The organism is Ruegeria sp. YTSC002 (assembly GCF_059609845.1).
In genome coordinates, this window is sequence record NZ_JBXWML010000004.1 from 71,932 (window position 1) to 88,333 (window position 16,402).

The 16,402-nt window shown below is 56.9% G+C and carries 12 protein-coding genes and 1 tRNA gene; 4 read left to right on the plus strand and 9 right to left on the minus strand.

What is annotated here, in order from left to right; all coding sequences use genetic code 11:
* Positions 1 to 4: 4 nt before the first annotated feature.
* The gene (locus AC2FFD_RS09975; protein WP_496873097.1) at positions 5 to 1,483 is read left to right on the plus strand and encodes an aldehyde dehydrogenase; all 1,479 of its coding nucleotides are present in this window, start codon (positions 5 to 7) and stop codon (positions 1,481 to 1,483) included.
* A gap of 369 nt (positions 1,484 to 1,852) precedes the next feature.
* On the opposite strand, the gene AC2FFD_RS09980 is transcribed toward AC2FFD_RS09975, so the two are convergent.
* The 9 genes from AC2FFD_RS09980 to pyrH form a co-directional block, all read right to left on the minus strand.
* A tRNA-Ser gene (locus AC2FFD_RS09980) sits at positions 1,853 to 1,942 on the minus strand.
* A 134-nt stretch (positions 1,943 to 2,076) separates the two neighbouring features.
* Complete coding sequence (locus AC2FFD_RS09985; protein ID WP_496872968.1) at positions 2,077 to 4,503, minus strand: DUF3772 domain-containing protein; 2,427 nt, start codon at positions 4,501 to 4,503, stop codon at positions 2,077 to 2,079.
* The gene (locus AC2FFD_RS09990; protein ID WP_171632905.1) at positions 4,503 to 5,537 is read right to left on the minus strand and encodes a cysteine synthase A; all 1,035 of its coding nucleotides are present in this window, start codon (positions 5,535 to 5,537) and stop codon (positions 4,503 to 4,505) included. Before AC2FFD_RS09990 ends, AC2FFD_RS09985 begins: the two co-directional genes overlap by 1 nt.
* A gap of 68 nt (positions 5,538 to 5,605) precedes the next feature.
* Positions 5,606 to 6,721 (minus strand): NUDIX domain-containing protein, encoded by a 1,116-nt coding sequence (locus AC2FFD_RS09995; protein ID WP_496872969.1) that lies wholly within the window; start codon positions 6,719 to 6,721, stop codon positions 5,606 to 5,608.
* A 27-nt stretch (positions 6,722 to 6,748) separates the two neighbouring features.
* On the minus strand, positions 6,749 to 7,189 hold the full coding sequence (locus tag AC2FFD_RS10000) for a TrgA family protein (protein ID WP_257600602.1): 441 nt from the start codon (positions 7,187 to 7,189) through the stop codon (positions 6,749 to 6,751).
* A gap of 15 nt (positions 7,190 to 7,204) precedes the next feature.
* Positions 7,205 to 8,413, minus strand: coding sequence for a class I SAM-dependent methyltransferase (locus tag AC2FFD_RS10005; RefSeq protein ID WP_496872970.1), 1,209 nt, complete (start codon positions 8,411 to 8,413; stop codon positions 7,205 to 7,207).
* A gap of 69 nt (positions 8,414 to 8,482) precedes the next feature.
* On the minus strand, positions 8,483 to 9,904 hold the full coding sequence (locus AC2FFD_RS10010; RefSeq protein ID WP_496872971.1) for a cryptochrome/photolyase family protein: 1,422 nt from the start codon (positions 9,902 to 9,904) through the stop codon (positions 8,483 to 8,485).
* A gap of 52 nt (positions 9,905 to 9,956) precedes the next feature.
* Positions 9,957 to 11,183 (minus strand): aminotransferase class V-fold PLP-dependent enzyme, encoded by a 1,227-nt coding sequence (locus tag AC2FFD_RS10015; RefSeq protein ID WP_496872972.1) that lies wholly within the window; start codon positions 11,181 to 11,183, stop codon positions 9,957 to 9,959.
* 264 nt (positions 11,184 to 11,447) lie between these two features.
* Complete coding sequence (gene pyrH / locus AC2FFD_RS10020; protein WP_496872973.1) at positions 11,448 to 12,200, minus strand: UMP kinase; 753 nt, start codon at positions 12,198 to 12,200, stop codon at positions 11,448 to 11,450.
* 97 nt (positions 12,201 to 12,297) lie between these two features.
* On the opposite strand from pyrH, the gene miaA reads away from it, so the two are divergent.
* From miaA to AC2FFD_RS10035, 3 genes are all read left to right on the plus strand, one after another.
* Positions 12,298 to 13,191: a tRNA (adenosine(37)-N6)-dimethylallyltransferase MiaA gene (gene miaA, locus AC2FFD_RS10025; RefSeq protein WP_496872974.1), complete on the plus strand. Its 894-nt coding sequence runs from the start codon at positions 12,298 to 12,300 to the stop codon at positions 13,189 to 13,191.
* A 354-nt stretch (positions 13,192 to 13,545) separates the two neighbouring features.
* Positions 13,546 to 15,210: an ABC transporter substrate-binding protein gene (locus AC2FFD_RS10030; RefSeq protein ID WP_496872975.1), complete on the plus strand. Its 1,665-nt coding sequence runs from the start codon at positions 13,546 to 13,548 to the stop codon at positions 15,208 to 15,210.
* 136 nt (positions 15,211 to 15,346) lie between these two features.
* Positions 15,347 to 16,393, plus strand: coding sequence for an ABC transporter permease (locus tag AC2FFD_RS10035; RefSeq protein WP_480684460.1), 1,047 nt, complete (start codon positions 15,347 to 15,349; stop codon positions 16,391 to 16,393).
* The last annotated feature ends 9 nt before the right edge of the window (positions 16,394 to 16,402 follow it).

Genomic DNA, 16,402 nt, shown 5'->3' on the forward strand with positions numbered 1-16,402 from the left:
GATGATGCATCAGAAACCACATTTCCAGCTTTATATCGACGGCGCGTGGACCGAAGGGGCACACGGGCAAGTGATGCATTCGCAAAACCCGGCGACGGGCCAAGATTGGTCCAGTTTCGCCTGTGCCGCACCCGAAGACGTGAACCGCGCCGTGTCCGCGGCGCGTCGGTCACTTGATGATCCCGCGTGGCGCGACATGACGCAAACCGCACGCGGCAAACTGTTGTTCAAACTTGCGGAACTGATCGAGGAAAACGCCAGTCACCTGGGCCAGCTTGAGACCACAGACAGCGGCAAGCTGCTTGCCGAAACCGCAAGCCAGACAGCCTATGTCGGTGACTATTATCGATATTATGCGGGTCTCGCGGACAAGATCGAAGGAGCGGTTCTTCCGATCGACAAACCGGACATGCACGTCTTCACCAAGTGCGAACCGATTGGTGTGGTGGTCGCTATCGTCCCCTGGAACGCACAGATGTTCCTGACCGCAACCAAGCTTGGCCCCGCGATGGCGGCAGGCTGTTCGGTCGTGCTGAAGGCCTCTGAAATTGCGCCCGCTCCGATGCTGGAATTCGCACGGCTGATCGATGAAGCTGGCTTTCCGCCAGGTGTCGTCTCTGTCATTACGGGGGATGCCGAAAACTGCGCCATCCCGCTTACCCGGCACCCGGACGTGGACCGGATCGCATTCACCGGCGGCCCGGAAACAGCGCGCCATGTCGTGCGCAATTCGGCTGAAAACTTTGCGGTGACCACATTGGAACTGGGCGGGAAATCCCCGATCATCGTTTTTGATGATGCCAATCTGGATGGCGCCGCCAATGGCTTGATTGCGGGAAATTTCGGCGCCTCGGGTCAAAGCTGCGTGGCCGGCTCGCGCGGATTGATACATCGCCCGGTACTGGAAGCGCTTGTTGACAAGATCGAAGAGAAGATGAAGGGCATCGCAATCGGAGATCCATTGGAAACGGCCACCCATATTGGCCCGCTCTGCACCACTGATCAGGTGGAAAGAATTCAGGCGACTTTGGCGAAAGCCACAGAACAAGGCGCACGCGTCCGCTTCGGGGGGAAACCTCTGGACCGGCCGGGCAACTTCATGGCCCCTACGCTGGTGGAATGCACGAGCGCAGAGACAGAGACGCTGAAGGTCGAAATGTTCGGCCCCGTGATGTCTCTGCTGCCATTCGATACGGAAGAGGAAGCGATCACATTGGCCAACGACTCGCAGTTCGGGCTTGGGTCCGGCGTTTTCACTGAAAATGTCGCCCGCGCCCATCGGGTTTCATCCCGCCTGAAATCGGGAATTTGTTGGATCAACACATACCGCGCAGTGTCCCCGATTGCTCCGTTTGGTGGCTACAATCAATCCGGCTATGGCAGGGAAGCGGGAATCGAGGCCATTCACGATTACACAAGGACCAAAACCGTCTGGCTGAATACGTCAGAACAGCCAATGTCGAACCCGTTCATCATACGCTGACAAGAGTTTGTTTCAGTGTCCTTTTGAAAGCGCAGGTCTTGCGCTTGTCCGTCGCACCAAGCTCTCTGAGCCCAGCTCGTTATGATGCAAGGACTTGTGATTTCGGGGCGGGTTTCGAAGCACCCGTACGGCGATCTTAAGCCCATTCGAACAGACCATCTTATGATGGGTTCCAAATACGGCATACGCATTCCCGCCAATGCAGGAGAGACAGTCCAAAGATACAAACGGGGTTATCTCCGGCGCTTCATGGACGCCATCGAAGTCGGCGATGACCTGGTACGCATAATGGGGCGGTGAGCTAGGATAGAAACGGCAGTGGTTGCTCGACAAGTCGAGCGCTCAGCAGTTCCCTGATTCACTTTGGAATGGCGGAGAGACAGGGATTCGAACCCTGGAGACGGTTTCCCGCCTACACACTTTCCAGGCGTGCGCCTTCGACCACTCGGCCACCTCTCCGTGCCGGCGATATTTGGACGAATGCAATCGGATTTGCAAGGCCCCAATTCTGCGAATTCAGGGGAATGGCTTAAATAATTCTGTACACCCACAGAGGGATGACAAGAGGCCGACGCATGCTGGGATCTGGTCGCTCAAACCTCATCACCCGAATCCGAGTCCATATCCGCCTCGGTCAAATCCGCCGGAGCTTCTGCGACTTTGCGTGGCTCATCCTGCTCAGATATGGAAGCGTCCTGCTTGCTTGGGTCAGAGGCCCGCAGGGTTTCGGGATTTCGCAACCAGACATCACGTTGTGCGAACGGGATCTCGATCCCCGCCTCCGAGAATCTGCGGTTGATTTCATGGTTCATGTCGGATTTCACCGACAGAACCCAGTTCACGTCCCGCAGGATCGCCCGTATTTCAAAGTCCAAAGAGTCTGCTCCGAACCCCTGGAACACAACGCTTGGCGCCGGGTTGGCCAAAACCATCGGATGGTTGTTGGCGATTTCGCCCAGAATGGTTTCCACCAGCCGCGTGTCAGTTCCGTATGCAACACCCACCGGAACGATCACCCGCCCGATCGTGTTGCCGCGGGTATAGTTTGTTACAACACCGCTGATCAGGTCAGAGTTCGGAACGATGACATCCGTCCTGTCGAACGTCTCGATCCGGGTCGAGCGAACGGAAATGTCCCGCACATATCCCATCATGCCATTCACATCGATCCAATCCCCCTTGGAAATCGGACGCTCGACCAAAAGGATGATGCCTGAAACGAAGTTCGACACGATTGTCTGCAAACCAAAGCCGATGCCGACGGACAGCGCTCCGGCGACAATCGCCAGCGACGACAGATCAAAACCGGCCACCATGATTGCCACCAACGCGGCAAGGAATATGCCAACGTATCCCGAACCCGCGACAATCGCGTTTTGCCCACCGGGGTCTATGCTGGTTTTCGGCAGAAGCGAATTGCGCAACCCGCTTTGCAACAGACGCGTCAGCGTATAACCGATTGCAAACACGGCAACAAAGGTCAGAAAGTTGCTGGGCGAGATCGTTACCCCGCCGATATCAAACCCAAGCAGCAGGCGCGACCATGCTTCCAGTAGATCAGTTTCCCGCGCACCCCAATAGATCGCCAGAATTGGCAGCGCCAAGATGGCCAATGCAAACCCGACCAGTACGGAAAAAAGCGAATCCCCCGCGGCTTCGCCCTGCCCGGTGACCCAGCCGTAAATCTGACTGATGAACCGTTGCAGGATGACCAAGGCCCCGATCAGCACCAATGTCTTGACCGCAGGAAACACGATGGCTTCGGCCGCATTGGTGAATCCGAAAATTGCCAACAAAGGAGACACGATCCCCAACAGGAACAAAGCCCGGCGCAGGAATTCGACCAATTGGCTGAACCCCGCGGAACGGGTCGGGGCAGCCTGATCCGGTGGCCCGTCCGTTGTTCGAATCTGGCGTATTCGCAACAACAACAAAGCCGTAGCGACAATGATCGGGAAACTAACCACGGCACGGGTCGCGTCGGAGATGTTCTCGATCCGTTCGAACAGCAACGCCAATTCGTGCAGAACCAGCATCAGGGCGAGCAGATCGATATACACGCGCAGTTCGGTGATGCGTGCCGCGGACAGACGCTTGAACCCTTGCGACGCGCCGATCACGTAAACCTGGCGACCAATCCAGTCATAGAAAAACACGATCGCTGCCCAATAAGGAACATTCTGAAGCAAAAGGCTGCCCCGCAACCCCGGAACGCCGGTGAGACTGATCGCCGTGACCACGGCCACCACACCGATCCATGGCAACAGAATGCGCAGTAGTGAGATTACGAACGACCAGACCCCCGTCCCGGCCCCGCCGAGCAACCTCAGGTAGTCGCCTCCAATTTCGGACCACCGTTTGCCAAAGATCAGCAACACGGCTGAAATGATCAGAAGTATGAAGATCGCGAGCCCGCGCGCGCGAATTTGTTCGCGTACGACATCTGAACGAAAGTTAGTGATCGTTTCGTTTGCCAGGCTTTGAATGGCCTCTTTGACATCCACCCATGCCGGCCCCCAATACGCCGGGTTGATCGGCGACGGGCCCTGTTCGAAGAACTCTTTTTTCTGCCGCGCGCGAATGATCTGATCAATTTCGCTGATCAGCCCATTTGCTCGACTGTAGGCTTCTTCGGAGATGATGCGCGGCACACGCAGACTGTTGAGCTGTTCTTCCAAATGCGCGCGAAGCTTGGCTATGTCTTCGGGTTCGGTCGCGTCCCCTTCGGGTTTGGGGCCCAACGCCTTTAGCTGACTTTCAAGCGTTGTGATCCGGTCGGTATTTGCCCCACGAGCCCGATTGAAGTCTTCCCTGTATCTGCTTATTTCCGAACGTAAATTCTCTAGCGCAGCGTCGGATGCCCGGTTCGCCTCGATCACGGCTTCGGCCCGGCTCGCCGTTTTGATCCAACCTTGGTAATACTCGCTTTGACGATCCGTCAGTTGCGCGACAGCGCTATTCGAAAAGCCGACGAAACTCAGGAACAGCAGGGTCAGAAACAGGCGGACCTGTCCAAGCATCACACGTCCTCGAATACGCCGGGAATGCTGCGTGGTGCCTCGGTCATCCAATCCGGAACCGGAAGCTCTTTTTCTCGCAGGAACTCGGGGTTGAACAGCTTTGATTGATACCGAGTGCCGTAATCGCACAGGATGGTCACGATGGTATGACCTGGCCCCATTTCCTTGGCCAGGCGCACCGCCCCTGCCATGTTGATCGCGGTTGAGCCGCCCATGACAAGACCTTCCTCACGCAGAAGATCAAAGATGTAGGGCAGCGCTTCGTTATCGGTGATCTGATAAGAAAAATCCGGTGTAAACCCTTCCAGGTTCTTGGTGATACGCACCTGCCCGATGCCTTCGGCGATCGACCCACCTTCCATCGCGATCTCACCCGTCGTGTAATACGAATACAGGCCAGCCCCCATGGGATCGGCAAGACCGATTTTGACGCCCTTGGGCTGCAAAACCTGGGCCACGCCTGCCAATGTCCCACCCGACCCGACCGCGCTGACGAACCCGTCAACCTTGCCGCCTGTCTGTTCCCAGATCTCGGGCCCCGTGGTTTCCACATGTGCCTGTCGGTTTGCCACATTGTCGAACTGGTTGGCCCAGATGGCGCCATTGGGTTCTGTCTGCGCCAGTTCCTCGGCCAGACGGCGGGAATAATGCACGAAATTGTTGGGGTTGCGATACGGGGCTGCTGGCACCTGAACCAACTGAGCGCCAGCCAGACGCAGCATATCCTTCTTTTCTTCCGACTGGGTCTCGGGGATAACGATAACCGTTTTGAATCCCATCGACGCACCGACCAGAGCCAGACCAATACCAGTATTGCCGGCAGTGCCTTCCACGATGGTACCGCCCGGTTTCAGATCCCCGCGTGCGATGGCATCTTTGATGATAAAAAGAGCAGCACGATCCTTTACCGACTGACCCGGGTTCATGAACTCGGCTTTGCCAAGAATCTCGCATCCAGTCTCTTCGCTGATGCGGCGCAGCCGGATCAACGGTGTTTTTCCTACTGCGTCAGCAAGATCTCGTGCAATGCGCATGGTCGCCCCTTGTCATTTGGTATCTTCGAAGATTTACAGCCGCACTGCCGCGACCACAAGCGAGATAGTCACGCGCGCAAACGATCCCGATGGCGGGCCAGCCAGTACGCAAGGGACACCAGTTGCAAATCCTTGAAAAGATGGCGGTCCGTCATATCGATAAACTCGTCGAACGGCAGAATCCGGCTGCGGATATCTTCACCCTCTGTGTCCAAGCCACCGGTGATGGTTGTCTGGGTCAAGTTGCCAAGTCCGACATAAAGATACATGAAACCCGTAGACGACCCGCTGGAGGAATACGCGCCGCCCGCATATTCCAGCCTGTCAAATCTAACTCCTGCTTCCTCCATGGCCTCGCGATGCGCCGTCTGTTCAGGCGTTTCGCCGGGGTCGATCATCCCGGCAACTGCCTCCCAAAGCCAGGGCTCTGGATCGTTGATCAAAAACACCGGCGGTCTGAACTGCTCGACCAAAAGCACGGTGTCACGGATCGGGTCATAGGGCAGAACCGACACGGCGCTGCCCTGCATCAAACCGCCCCGGTGCAGCACGGGGCCCATGCTGCCGTCATGCTGTCGGAACTGAAGATCGATTTCCTCCATCCCGAAATAGTCGACGTAAACGCGTTCGTGACGGTGCACGATCACGTCTTCTGCTATGTTCCGCGGGTCGCCGGTTCGCCGTTGCCCGGCCATGATCTTAGCCCAGGCACGGGTTTGAATGGCACGCACGCTGCGCGCCATGGTTTTGGGATCGACTTTACCGAAATAGGCCATTTCTTCTTCGGCGGCGAGCGCCGTAACCTCGCCCAATTTGTCCGCCCAGCCCTGCAACGACCACAACTCACCGGGTTGCCATGCGCCCGGTGTCGGGAAAAAGACCTGCGCCTGTACTTCGCCCCCATCCTCCAGAATGACCTTCAACGATTTCAGGTCATAGTCGAAGGATCCTTCGTAATAGGCCAGCCTGGCCAGATCATCGGATGACAAGCCCTGCACCAGCAACCCTTCGGCTACGGCACCTTCAGCAGACAGGATCATAGGGAAATCCTGCCCCTGAACCGCGTGAACCGCGTGGTCGCGCAGCTTGGCAGTATGAAACGTGATTTCGCTCAGCGGACGGCCCAAGACACGCTGCAACAGCGGCAGGTACCGCAGCGTTCCATAGAAGAACAAATCAGACAAATTCAATCTCTCTTGTGACGAAACGGTTCAGCGCCATTTGCGGCTGGCCTGTTCCGTGGCCAGCCCGGCGACAACGGCGCCAATAGCAAGCGTAACCAGAATTTCGGGATAGATCAGTTGCTTGCCATAATCGATACCAATCGAAAAGATGGCCATCACAGCTTCGAACGGTCCGCCATATCGATTGCGCATCGCAAGATCGAACATGCGGTAGCACCCCTGCACGAACAGTGCCCAGAATATCAGCGAGGCAACGCCGGTCAGGCCATTGTTTATGCCCGCGGTCCAGCCGCGCCCGGCGCGCTTGCCCATGATTTTCCAACCACAGATCGCACCAAGAGCCATGTTCACATAGGTGAAGTAACCATAGTCCTTACCCTCTTCGCCGTTTTCGATAACCATGCTTGAAACAAGAAAGGCCAGCACGATGAGACAAACAGCGGCGACGAGACGCGAGGCAGTGGGCATATGACGGTCCGTGGGTTAACTTGGTTTTGCTATTGTGATCTGTGTCACATCGCAATTGCCCGTGTCAAAGGCCGCACCGCATGCAGTCAAATAATAATTCCACATGCGGCGGAAACGCTCATCAAACCCCATGTCCGAGATCTGATCCCATTTGTCGTTGAACGTTTCATACCAGCGTCGCAGGGTCAGGTCATAGCTTTTCCCGAATTCTTTCGAGCGTACAACCTGCAATCCGGCCTGATCTATCTGCTGACGCAAGATAGTCGGTGACGGCAGCATCCCGCCCGGAAAGATGTATTTCTGAATGAAATCAACGCCGTTCTTGTAAAAATCCCAGCGGTGATCACCCACCGTTATGATTTGCAAGGTCGCCTGAGCGCCAGGCTTCAACCGTTCACGAACGGTTTCGAAATAGACCGGCCAGTATTTTTGACCCACCGCCTCAAACATCTCGATGGACGCTATGCCGTCATAGACCCCGCGTTCATCCCGATAGTCTTGCAGCTTGAACTCGACTCGATCTGATAATCCTGCCTTTTCAATACGTTCCTTGGCGTACTTGAATTGCTCCTGACTGATGGTCAGGCCGGTGACACGCAAACCCCGTTCCTTTGCGGCATATTCCGCGAAACCGCCCCAGCCACATCCGATCTCCAGAACATGATCCCCCGGTTTTGCACCCATCTCATCCACAAGACTGGCGTATTTGGCTGTCTGCGCATTCTCGAGGCTTTCCTGCCCGGTTTCAAATATCGCACTGGAATAGGTCATCGTCTCGTCCAGCCACGAGCTGTAAAAATCATTACCCAGATCATAGTGATACGAGATGTTCTTCTTGGCTTGCGCCCTGTTGTTTCGGTGCAGCCAGAACCGCAGCCTTTCATAGGCCTGAACAAGAAATTGGCCCGTAAACCCGTCATAAACAGTCTCGGTTCCAAGATGCACAAGATCCATGAAAGACCGCAGATCAGGCGTACTCCAATGCCCGTCCAGATACGCATCGGAAAAACCCAGTTCGCCTTCGCGGATCAGGCGCGCAAAGACATCTTCGTCGTGAATATCGACCTGCGCAACCGGTCCGGCTTTTGCGGCTTCTGCGCGAAACGTGCGACCATCGGGCAGTTTGATATCCAGTCGTCCGGAATCCATCCGGTTCAACATTTTGAAGACTTGGGCGAAATATCTGGGCAGGTTTTTCTGCCCTTCGGTCGTCGTCAGGATCATCCGCTCTCCCCTCTGCGGTACGTGTACAAAGCTAGGCGGCGAAATTGTTTCTGGCAAGTTTTCAGTTCCTTAGTGGGGTTTTCGGCTTTCATATGCGCGTAAGGCGCGGGTCCGACCTTCGGACAATCCGACGATCGGCTTGGGGTAATCCGCATCCGGGCGCAGACCCCATGATCGCGGGACGGCATCAAAATAAGACAGGGCGGTTTTGCCGGGTTCGGCTTGGCCTTCAGTGATCCAGTGGCGCACAAACACCCCGTCTGGATCGAATTTCTCTGCTTGTGTCTGTGGATTGAAAATCCGGAAAAACGGGGATGCATCGGGCCCCGAGCCAGCGACCCACTGCCAGCCCATCGCGTTGCAGGCCGGATCCCAGTCGATCAGGCAATCCTCGAACCACTCCATCCCTATTTTCCAATGAGTCATCAGATGCTTGGTCAGATAGCTTGCGACGATCATCCGCGCCCGGTTGTGCATCCGACCCGTCACATACATTTGCCGCAGCCCGGCATCGACAACGGGGATTCCGGTTCTGGCCTGCCGCCAGGCGATGACCTCGGGATGGTCAGGATCTGTATTCCACGGAAAACTGTCCCATTCTGGCTTCCAGTTGGATGTCACCAGTTGGGGCGTGTGGAACATGAGATGATAAGCGAATTCACGCCAGACAAGTTGGCGCAAAAAGGCGTCGGTTCCCCGTGTTCCGGTCAACGCGGCCCGCTGGATCACGTGCCAGACGGTGCGTGGCCCGATCTCACCCAAAGAGAGGTACTCTGACAGGTTGGAGGTCCCATCCTGATCAAGCCTGTCCCGAAGATCGGAGTATTGAACGATCCGGTCGAGAAACTCTTCCAGATGATCCAGAGCGGCCCGCTCGCCAGGTTGCACATGAGGGCGCACGACCCTCGCCCCCCTGTTCATTGCACCCCCCAACCGACAATCGCTCAAGCCGTCAGAAGCAGGCCACGACACAGGTACCTTAAGCGCAGTAACTGGCGCGTCAGGAAGTTGTACTTCCCGACCCTGAACCGCACGCCACATGGGTGTGAAAACCCGAAACGGATGACCCGATTTGGTAGCAACAGTCCAGGGTTCAAAAAGCAGATGCCCGGAAAATGACTTTGCAGTCACGCCTTTTTTTGCAAGTACAGACTTGATCTTCTTGTCGCGTTCAATCGAGGCAGGATCGTAAGCGCGAGACCAGAAGACTGAGGTTGCGCCGGTCTCGGCCATGACCTGCTGCAATTGTTCAAGCGCATCACCGCGTCGGAGGATCAATCGACTGCCCATATTGGCCAGTGACGCTTTGAATGCCTCCAACCCCAAGCCCAAACGCCACTTTGGCGCGGCCCTCATCTGGTCGACAATATCGTCATGGATAAAAAGCGGTATAACCGGACGGCCACTTTCGACCGCCGCGGTCAACGCGGGGTGATCCGACAGTCGTAAATCCCGTCGAAACCACATAACGATCGGAGCCTGCTCTTGCACCACAATCCGCCCTTGAGTTTTTTAGGTTCTACGCACCCTCAAGGGTAGTGGATCACAAAACGCGCTCAAGAGCCTCTAGAAGCTGATCAATTTCCTGCTGTGTGGTGTAATGGGTGAAGCTGACACGCAAAACACCTTGCGCCGGATCAACGCCCATCGCCCGCAAGGGGCGCACCGCATAGAAATCTCCGCCACCTGCCATGACACCATATTGCGCCAGTTCCGCCGCAACCGGTTCAGCCGGACGGTTCAACGAAAGCGCAACGGTGGGTGCGCGCCGGCTGGCGTCGGAAGGACCGATCAGACGCACCGCGTTTCGATCCTTTACCGCATCCAGAACCGGTTGCAGCAACGACACTTCGTGCGAACGCATCAGATCGTGGGCAAATACGCCCTGTTCTGCCGCACCCGTGTCGGGCCCGCCGTGGTGGGCGCAAAGCATCTCAACATAGTCCGCCATACCTGCACTGGCCGCAATCTGCGCGTGATCGGGGCCAGCGGGGGTAAATCGTTTATACAGGACATCGCCGTTGAAATAATGCGCCTGGTTGGGCAACAGCTCTCCCAATGTGCGGCGGATGACCATGCACCCCTGATGCGGGCCATAGGTCTTGTACGCAGAAAACAAATAGATATCCGGCCCCAAATCGCCAACATTCGGAAATCCGTGCGGGGCGTAGGATACGCCATCAACGCAGACAAACGCACCCGCCGCATGCGCAATGGCAGTGATCTCGGTGACCGGATTGATCTCACCAACCACATTAGAGCAATGCGGGAAACAGACCAGACGCACTTTTTCGTCCAGCATGTTTTCAAGATCCTGAGGGTTCAGCGACCCGGTTTCCGGATCAATCTGCCATTCCCTCACCTCTATCCCGGCCTCAGCCAGACGACGCCACGGACCAGAGTTGGCTTCGTGATCCTGATTGGTCACGACGATCGCCTCGCCGGGCTTCATCCATTGCCGGAACGCCTGCGCCAGGACATAGGTGTTCTGGGTGGTTGAGGGGCCAAAACTCAGCTCATCCGTGTCTACGCCCAGAATGGCGGCCATGCGCGCACGCGCTTCGTCCATTTCGGCGCCCGCAAGGCGGCTGGCCTCATATGGGGCGTAAGGCTGCACCTTGCGCTGCGTGTAGAACCGCGTCAGCCGGTCGATCACCGGTTTGCAGGTGTAAGACCCACCCGCGTTCTCGAAAAACGCCTGGCCCTGAAGGCTGGGTTCGGAAAAGGCCGGGAATTGCGCCCGAACGAAATCGATATCCAGAGAGCTCATGCCTCATTGCTCCTTAGTTGTGCAGTCAGATCAATGAGATGCCCGCGCATGTTTCCGGACACCTCAGAAATCATGGCAGGTCTTCCAGCCCAGCCTGTGCTTGGGCCTTTGGCCGACGAAACACGGGGCAGCCCTTCGCCTTGGAAGGACACCGATACTTAGACAGGGCCGCCCACAACCGTCAAGCGAAAGCAAAACGCAAAAGCCCCGGCGCGATGCCGGGGCTTTGAAAGCTTGCAGAGCTGTCGGGCGCTTACGCAGACCTCACCCCTGAACCTTGGTATAGATCCCCTCGCCCGCGAGAATTCCGCGGAAGCCGCCGGGCTCATCAAGTCCGAAGACGATCAGGGGCAGATTGTTGTCGCGCGCCAGTGCGATGGCCGAAGCATCCATGACACGCAACCGTTTGGCCAACACGTCATCATAGGTCACGGTATCATACCGCACGGCGTCAGCATGTTCCGCAGGGTCTTTGTCATACACCCCATCCACTCCGTTCTTGCCCATGAAGATCGCCTCGCACGCCATTTCGTTGGCGCGCAGGGTGGCTGCGGTGTCTGTCGTGAAATACGGGTTGCCAGTACCGGCGGCGAAAATACAGACCCGCTTTTTTTCGAGGTGCCGAACAGCCCGGCGGCGGATATAGGGTTCGCACACCTCGTCCATGCGAATGGCCGAGATCACGCGGGTGAACACTCCGATCTCTTCCAGTGCAGATTGCATCCCCAGCGCGTTCATCACCGTGGCCAACATGCCCATGTAATCGGCCGTGGTCCGCTCCATGCCCTGGGCTGAACCGCTCAGGCCCCGAAAAATGTTGCCGCCGCCGATGACCATGCATATCTCGACGCCCAGATCGTGAACCGATTTCACTTCTTGCGCGATGCGTTGAACGGTTGGCGGGTGCAGACCGAATCCCTGATCCCCCATCAACGCCTCACCTGAGATTTTCAACATGACCCGTTTGTACGTTGTTTTCGGGGTCTCGGCTGTTTCAGAAGAAGGGGAAAGGCTCATGTTGCGCTCCGGGCTGGCACGGGGTTAATTTCCGGCGCAAAATGAAGCAAAAGCTCCGCAGGTTCAATGCGGTTGGTGAGGATAGAGGCAACCGCGCATGACCCGGCGATCAACAGACCTGTTTTTTCGGCAACTGCCTCCTGTTCCGGACGACAGGCCGGTTCTGATTGCGGGGCCGACGGCATCGGGAAAATCAGCGTTGGCGCTGGAGATCGCCGAACGGCACGGCGGGGTTATCGTCAACGCGGATGCAAGTCAGGTTTATGACTGCTGGCGCGTCATCTCGGCCAGGCCATCCGCCCAGGAAGAAGCCCGCGCGCCACATCTGCTGTACGGACATGTCGCCTATGATCAGGATTATTCCACTGGCCATTGGCTGCGCGAGGTCCTGCCTCTGCTGAAAGGGCACCAGCGCCCGATCATTGTCGGTGGGACGGGCCTGTATTTTTCGGCCCTGACCGAAGGCATGGCGCAAATTCCAGCGACTCCACAGGCGGTTCGGGCCGAGGCGGATCAGATGCCCATGGCAGACCTTCTGGAGGGGGTCGATGGCGAGACGCTTGCAAAGCTGGACACGCAGAACCGTGCCCGCGTGCAACGCGCCTGGGAAGTGCAGCGCGCCACAGGTCGCAGCCTGTTGTCCTGGCAGGCCGAAACGCCGCCACCGGAACTTCGGCTGAACGAGACCCTACCGATCGTTTTTGACGTTGATAAAACGTGGCTGCTGAACAGGATAGAACGCCGCTTTGACCAGATGCTGGAACAGGGCGCGATCGAGGAAGTGCGCGCCATGCAGGACCGGTTCGATCCCACCCTTCCGGCCTGCAAGGCCATAGGCGTGCCGGAACTCAGGGCATATCTGGACGGCACGATGACTTTGGATCAGGCGCGAGAGCGCGCAACCATTGCGACACGGCAATTCGCCAAGCGTCAGCGCACCTGGTTCCGCGCCCGTATGAAGGCCTGGAATCACGTCGATCCCTCTGTGTGATACCCGGCACGCCTGACGTTGCACGAACAAGGCGCCCGCCAAGTCTCAAAGCTTAAGAGAACTTAATGATTTGCTGCGGTTTCCCTTAACAAACCGGGAAAAGAATGGAGAAGTCGGCATCGTTTTGGACGGCCTGAAGAAATGCGTCTCAACGACTTCAACAGATCGCGAATGTCGTTTTTGTACTACTTATGACGATTTCGAACATTGACCTTATCAGAAATCTGGTGCCGAATAACGACATGGGGATGAACAGAGTCCAAAAAACAAAATCCTTCACTCTGGCGACCGTAAGAAACCGGGTCGCGTAGAGCCATAATCAATCAACAAAATCAGTGTCACAGGGAGACATCCATGACGAATACCGTATCCACCGAAGACAAGGTGCACTGGGCGGCAGCGATGCACGCTCAGGAATACCGCGACGGCAAGCTAAGCCGAAGGGAATTCATGACGCGCGCAACCAGTCTTGGGGTTACTGCCGCAGCGGCCTATGGCATGATCGGATTGCCGACACCTGCTTTGGCCGAAACAGCAAAGCAGGAAGGCGGCACGCTGCGTGTGCAGCAGGAAGTCCGCGCCCTCAAAGATCCCAGAACCTATGACTGGTCGCAGATCGCAAACGTGACGCGCGGCACGCTGGAATATCTGGTCGAGTACAACTCGGACGGATCGTTCCGTGGCATGCTGCTGGAAAGCTGGGAAGTCAACGATGACGCAACCGAATACACTCTGAATGTCCGTCCGGGCGTCAAGTGGAACAACGGCGACGATTTCACGGCTGACGACGTTGCCCGCAACATTGCGCGCTGGTGCGACAAGAGCTCGGAAACCAACTCGATGGCGGGCCGCTTTGCAACTCTGATTGACGCGGATACCGGTCAGGCCGGTGAGGGTGTCATCGAAGTCGTCGACGCAACCACGGTCAAACTGAACCTGCCAAAGCCGGATATCACGCTTATTCCCGGCATGGCCGATTATCCCGGCGCGATTGTTCACAGCTCGTTCAGCGAGACTGACCTGCTGAACAATGTGGGAACCGGCCCATATCTGATGGACGAACTTGAGGTTGGCGTTAAAGCCGTTCTGGTTCGCAACCCGGATCACACCTGGTGGGGCGAAGAAGTGTACGGCCGCCCTGCCTTGGACCGTATCGAGTACATCGACTACGGAACCGACCCTTCTGCCTGGTTGGCAGCGTTGGAATCCGACGAAGTCGACATGCTGTATGAATCGGTGGGTGAATTCATCGACGTGATGGACGGGCTGGGCTATGTGAAGTCAGAAGTGGTAACCGCCGCGACCATCGTTATTCGCCCCAACCAGCTGGCCGAGATCGACGGGCAGAAACCTTATGCGGACAAACGTGTCCGGCAGGCCCTTCAGATGGCCGTAGACAATTCCGTTTGTCTGGAACTGGGCTATGGCGGTCGCGGAGCCCCGGCGGAAAACCACCACGTGGCGCCGCTGCATCCGGAATATGCCGAGCTTCCGCCGCAAAAAGTTGATCCCGCGGCAGCCAAGGCGCTTATGGACGAAGCCGGTTTTGGAGATTTCGAGCACGAGATCATCTCGATCGACGATGACTGGCGTCGCAACACCACAGATGCCGTTGCCGCGCAGCTGCGCGATGCCGGAATCAAGGTCAAGCGGACCGTTCTGCCGGGCAATACCTTCTGGAACGACTGGGCCAAGTACCCGTTCAGCTCGACCAACTGGAACCCGCGTCCGCTGGGTGTGCAGGTCTGGGCGCTTGCCTATCGTTCGGGCGAAGCCTGGAACGAGTTTGGCTATGCCAGCCCCGAGTTCGACGCTCTTCTGGAAGAGGCTCTGGCCATTGCCGATGCGGACAAGCGTCGTGAGGTCATGGCACGTGGCGAAGCCCTGTTGCAGGAAGACGGGGTTACCATTCAGCCCTATTGGCGCTCGCTCTATCGTCACATGAAAGAGGGTCTTGTTGGAACCGACATGCATGTGACCTTCGAACACCATCACTACAAGTGGGGCTGGGCTGCCTAAGCACTGCCAATGACACACAAGGGGCGCCTGACACGGGCGCCCCTTTCCAGCCGCAGACTTGCCGACGCAGGGTCGGACGTCCGAGGCCAGAAAATGGTCCAATGATCTGCGGAATACCTGAACAACAGGGGCCACCATGGGACTATTCATCCTACGACGGTTCGGAGTGATGCTGCTTACGGCATTATGTCTGACATTCGTCGTCTTTTTCCTGACCAACCTATACCCGAACCTTGAAAAGCTGGCGAAAACGCAGGGCAACCAGCGTATGTCGGATGAGCAGGTCGAAGCCTGGTTGGAAAACCGCGGTTACCTACAGCCAACACTCGTAAAATACGGCCAATGGCTGGGCGTGATGCCAGGTTTTCAGAAAACGCTTGAAGACGGCCAGTTTGTGGGAACCTGCACGAGACCCGGTTCGACGGCAGAGGACACGGCAAGATATTGCGGTGTTCTTCAGGGCGATTGGGGATATTCGACCGTATTCAAGGACGAAGTCGGAACCATTGTTGGCAAGCGTCTGGGCAACACAGGTTACCTGATGTTCTGGGTTTTGGTCCTGATGGTTCCTTCTGCACTGATCGTTGGTGTTCTGGCCGGTATGCGAGAGGGATCAGCCCTGGATCGATCGTTGTCGACCTTCTCAATCATCACGACAGCAACGCCGGAATACGTATCGGGCGTTATCTTCATCGCGATCTTCACCTCGTCCACCGTGGGGCTGAAATGGTTCAAAGGAACCGCGACGCAAGCGATGGAGAACCCGACATTCGAGAACTTCTTCCTGCCGGTTCTGACCATTGCGCTGTACGGTATGGGTTACATCGCCCGGATGACCCGCGCTTCGATGACCGAAGTGATGACGGCGCAATACATCCGAACCGCACGGCTGAAGGGTGTCTCGTTCCCGAACATCGTCATGAAACACGCCTTGCGCAACGCGTTGATCGCGCCGTTCACGGTTATCATGTTGCAGTTCCCGTGGCTGCTGAACGGCGTGGTGATTGTTGAAACCCTGTTCAACTACAAGGGTTTCGGCTGGGCGCTGGTTCAGGCCGCTGGCAACAACGACATCCAGCTTCTGCTGGCGATTTCGGTCGTGTCGGTCTTTGTGGTTCTGATAACGCAGCTGATCTCGGATATCGGCTACGTCTACCTCAACCCGCGCATTCGCATTTCATAAGGAGGGTGA

Excerpts from the sequence above, each read along its gene's own strand:
- AC2FFD_RS09975 (WP_496873097.1), top strand. The coding sequence starts at position 5 with ATGCATCAGAAACCACATTTCCAGCTTTATATCGACGGCGCGTGGACC.
- AC2FFD_RS09985 (WP_496872968.1), bottom strand. The coding sequence starts at position 4,503 with ATGCTTGGACAGGTCCGCCTGTTTCTGACCCTGCTGTTCCTGAGTTTC.
- AC2FFD_RS09990 (WP_171632905.1), bottom strand. The coding sequence starts at position 5,537 with ATGCGCATTGCACGAGATCTTGCTGACGCAGTAGGAAAAACACCGTTG.
- AC2FFD_RS10000 (WP_257600602.1), bottom strand. The coding sequence starts at position 7,189 with ATGCCCACTGCCTCGCGTCTCGTCGCCGCTGTTTGTCTCATCGTGCTG.
- AC2FFD_RS10005 (WP_496872970.1), bottom strand. The coding sequence starts at position 8,413 with ATGATCCTGACGACGACCGAAGGGCAGAAAAACCTGCCCAGATATTTC.
- AC2FFD_RS10015 (WP_496872972.1), bottom strand. The coding sequence starts at position 11,183 with ATGAGCTCTCTGGATATCGATTTCGTTCGGGCGCAATTCCCGGCCTTT.
- pyrH (WP_496872973.1), bottom strand. The coding sequence starts at position 12,200 with ATGAGCCTTTCCCCTTCTTCTGAAACAGCCGAGACCCCGAAAACAACG.
- miaA (WP_496872974.1), top strand. The coding sequence starts at position 12,298 with ATGACCCGGCGATCAACAGACCTGTTTTTTCGGCAACTGCCTCCTGTT.
- AC2FFD_RS10030 (WP_496872975.1), top strand. The coding sequence starts at position 13,546 with ATGACGAATACCGTATCCACCGAAGACAAGGTGCACTGGGCGGCAGCG.
- AC2FFD_RS10035 (WP_480684460.1), top strand. The coding sequence starts at position 15,347 with ATGGGACTATTCATCCTACGACGGTTCGGAGTGATGCTGCTTACGGCA.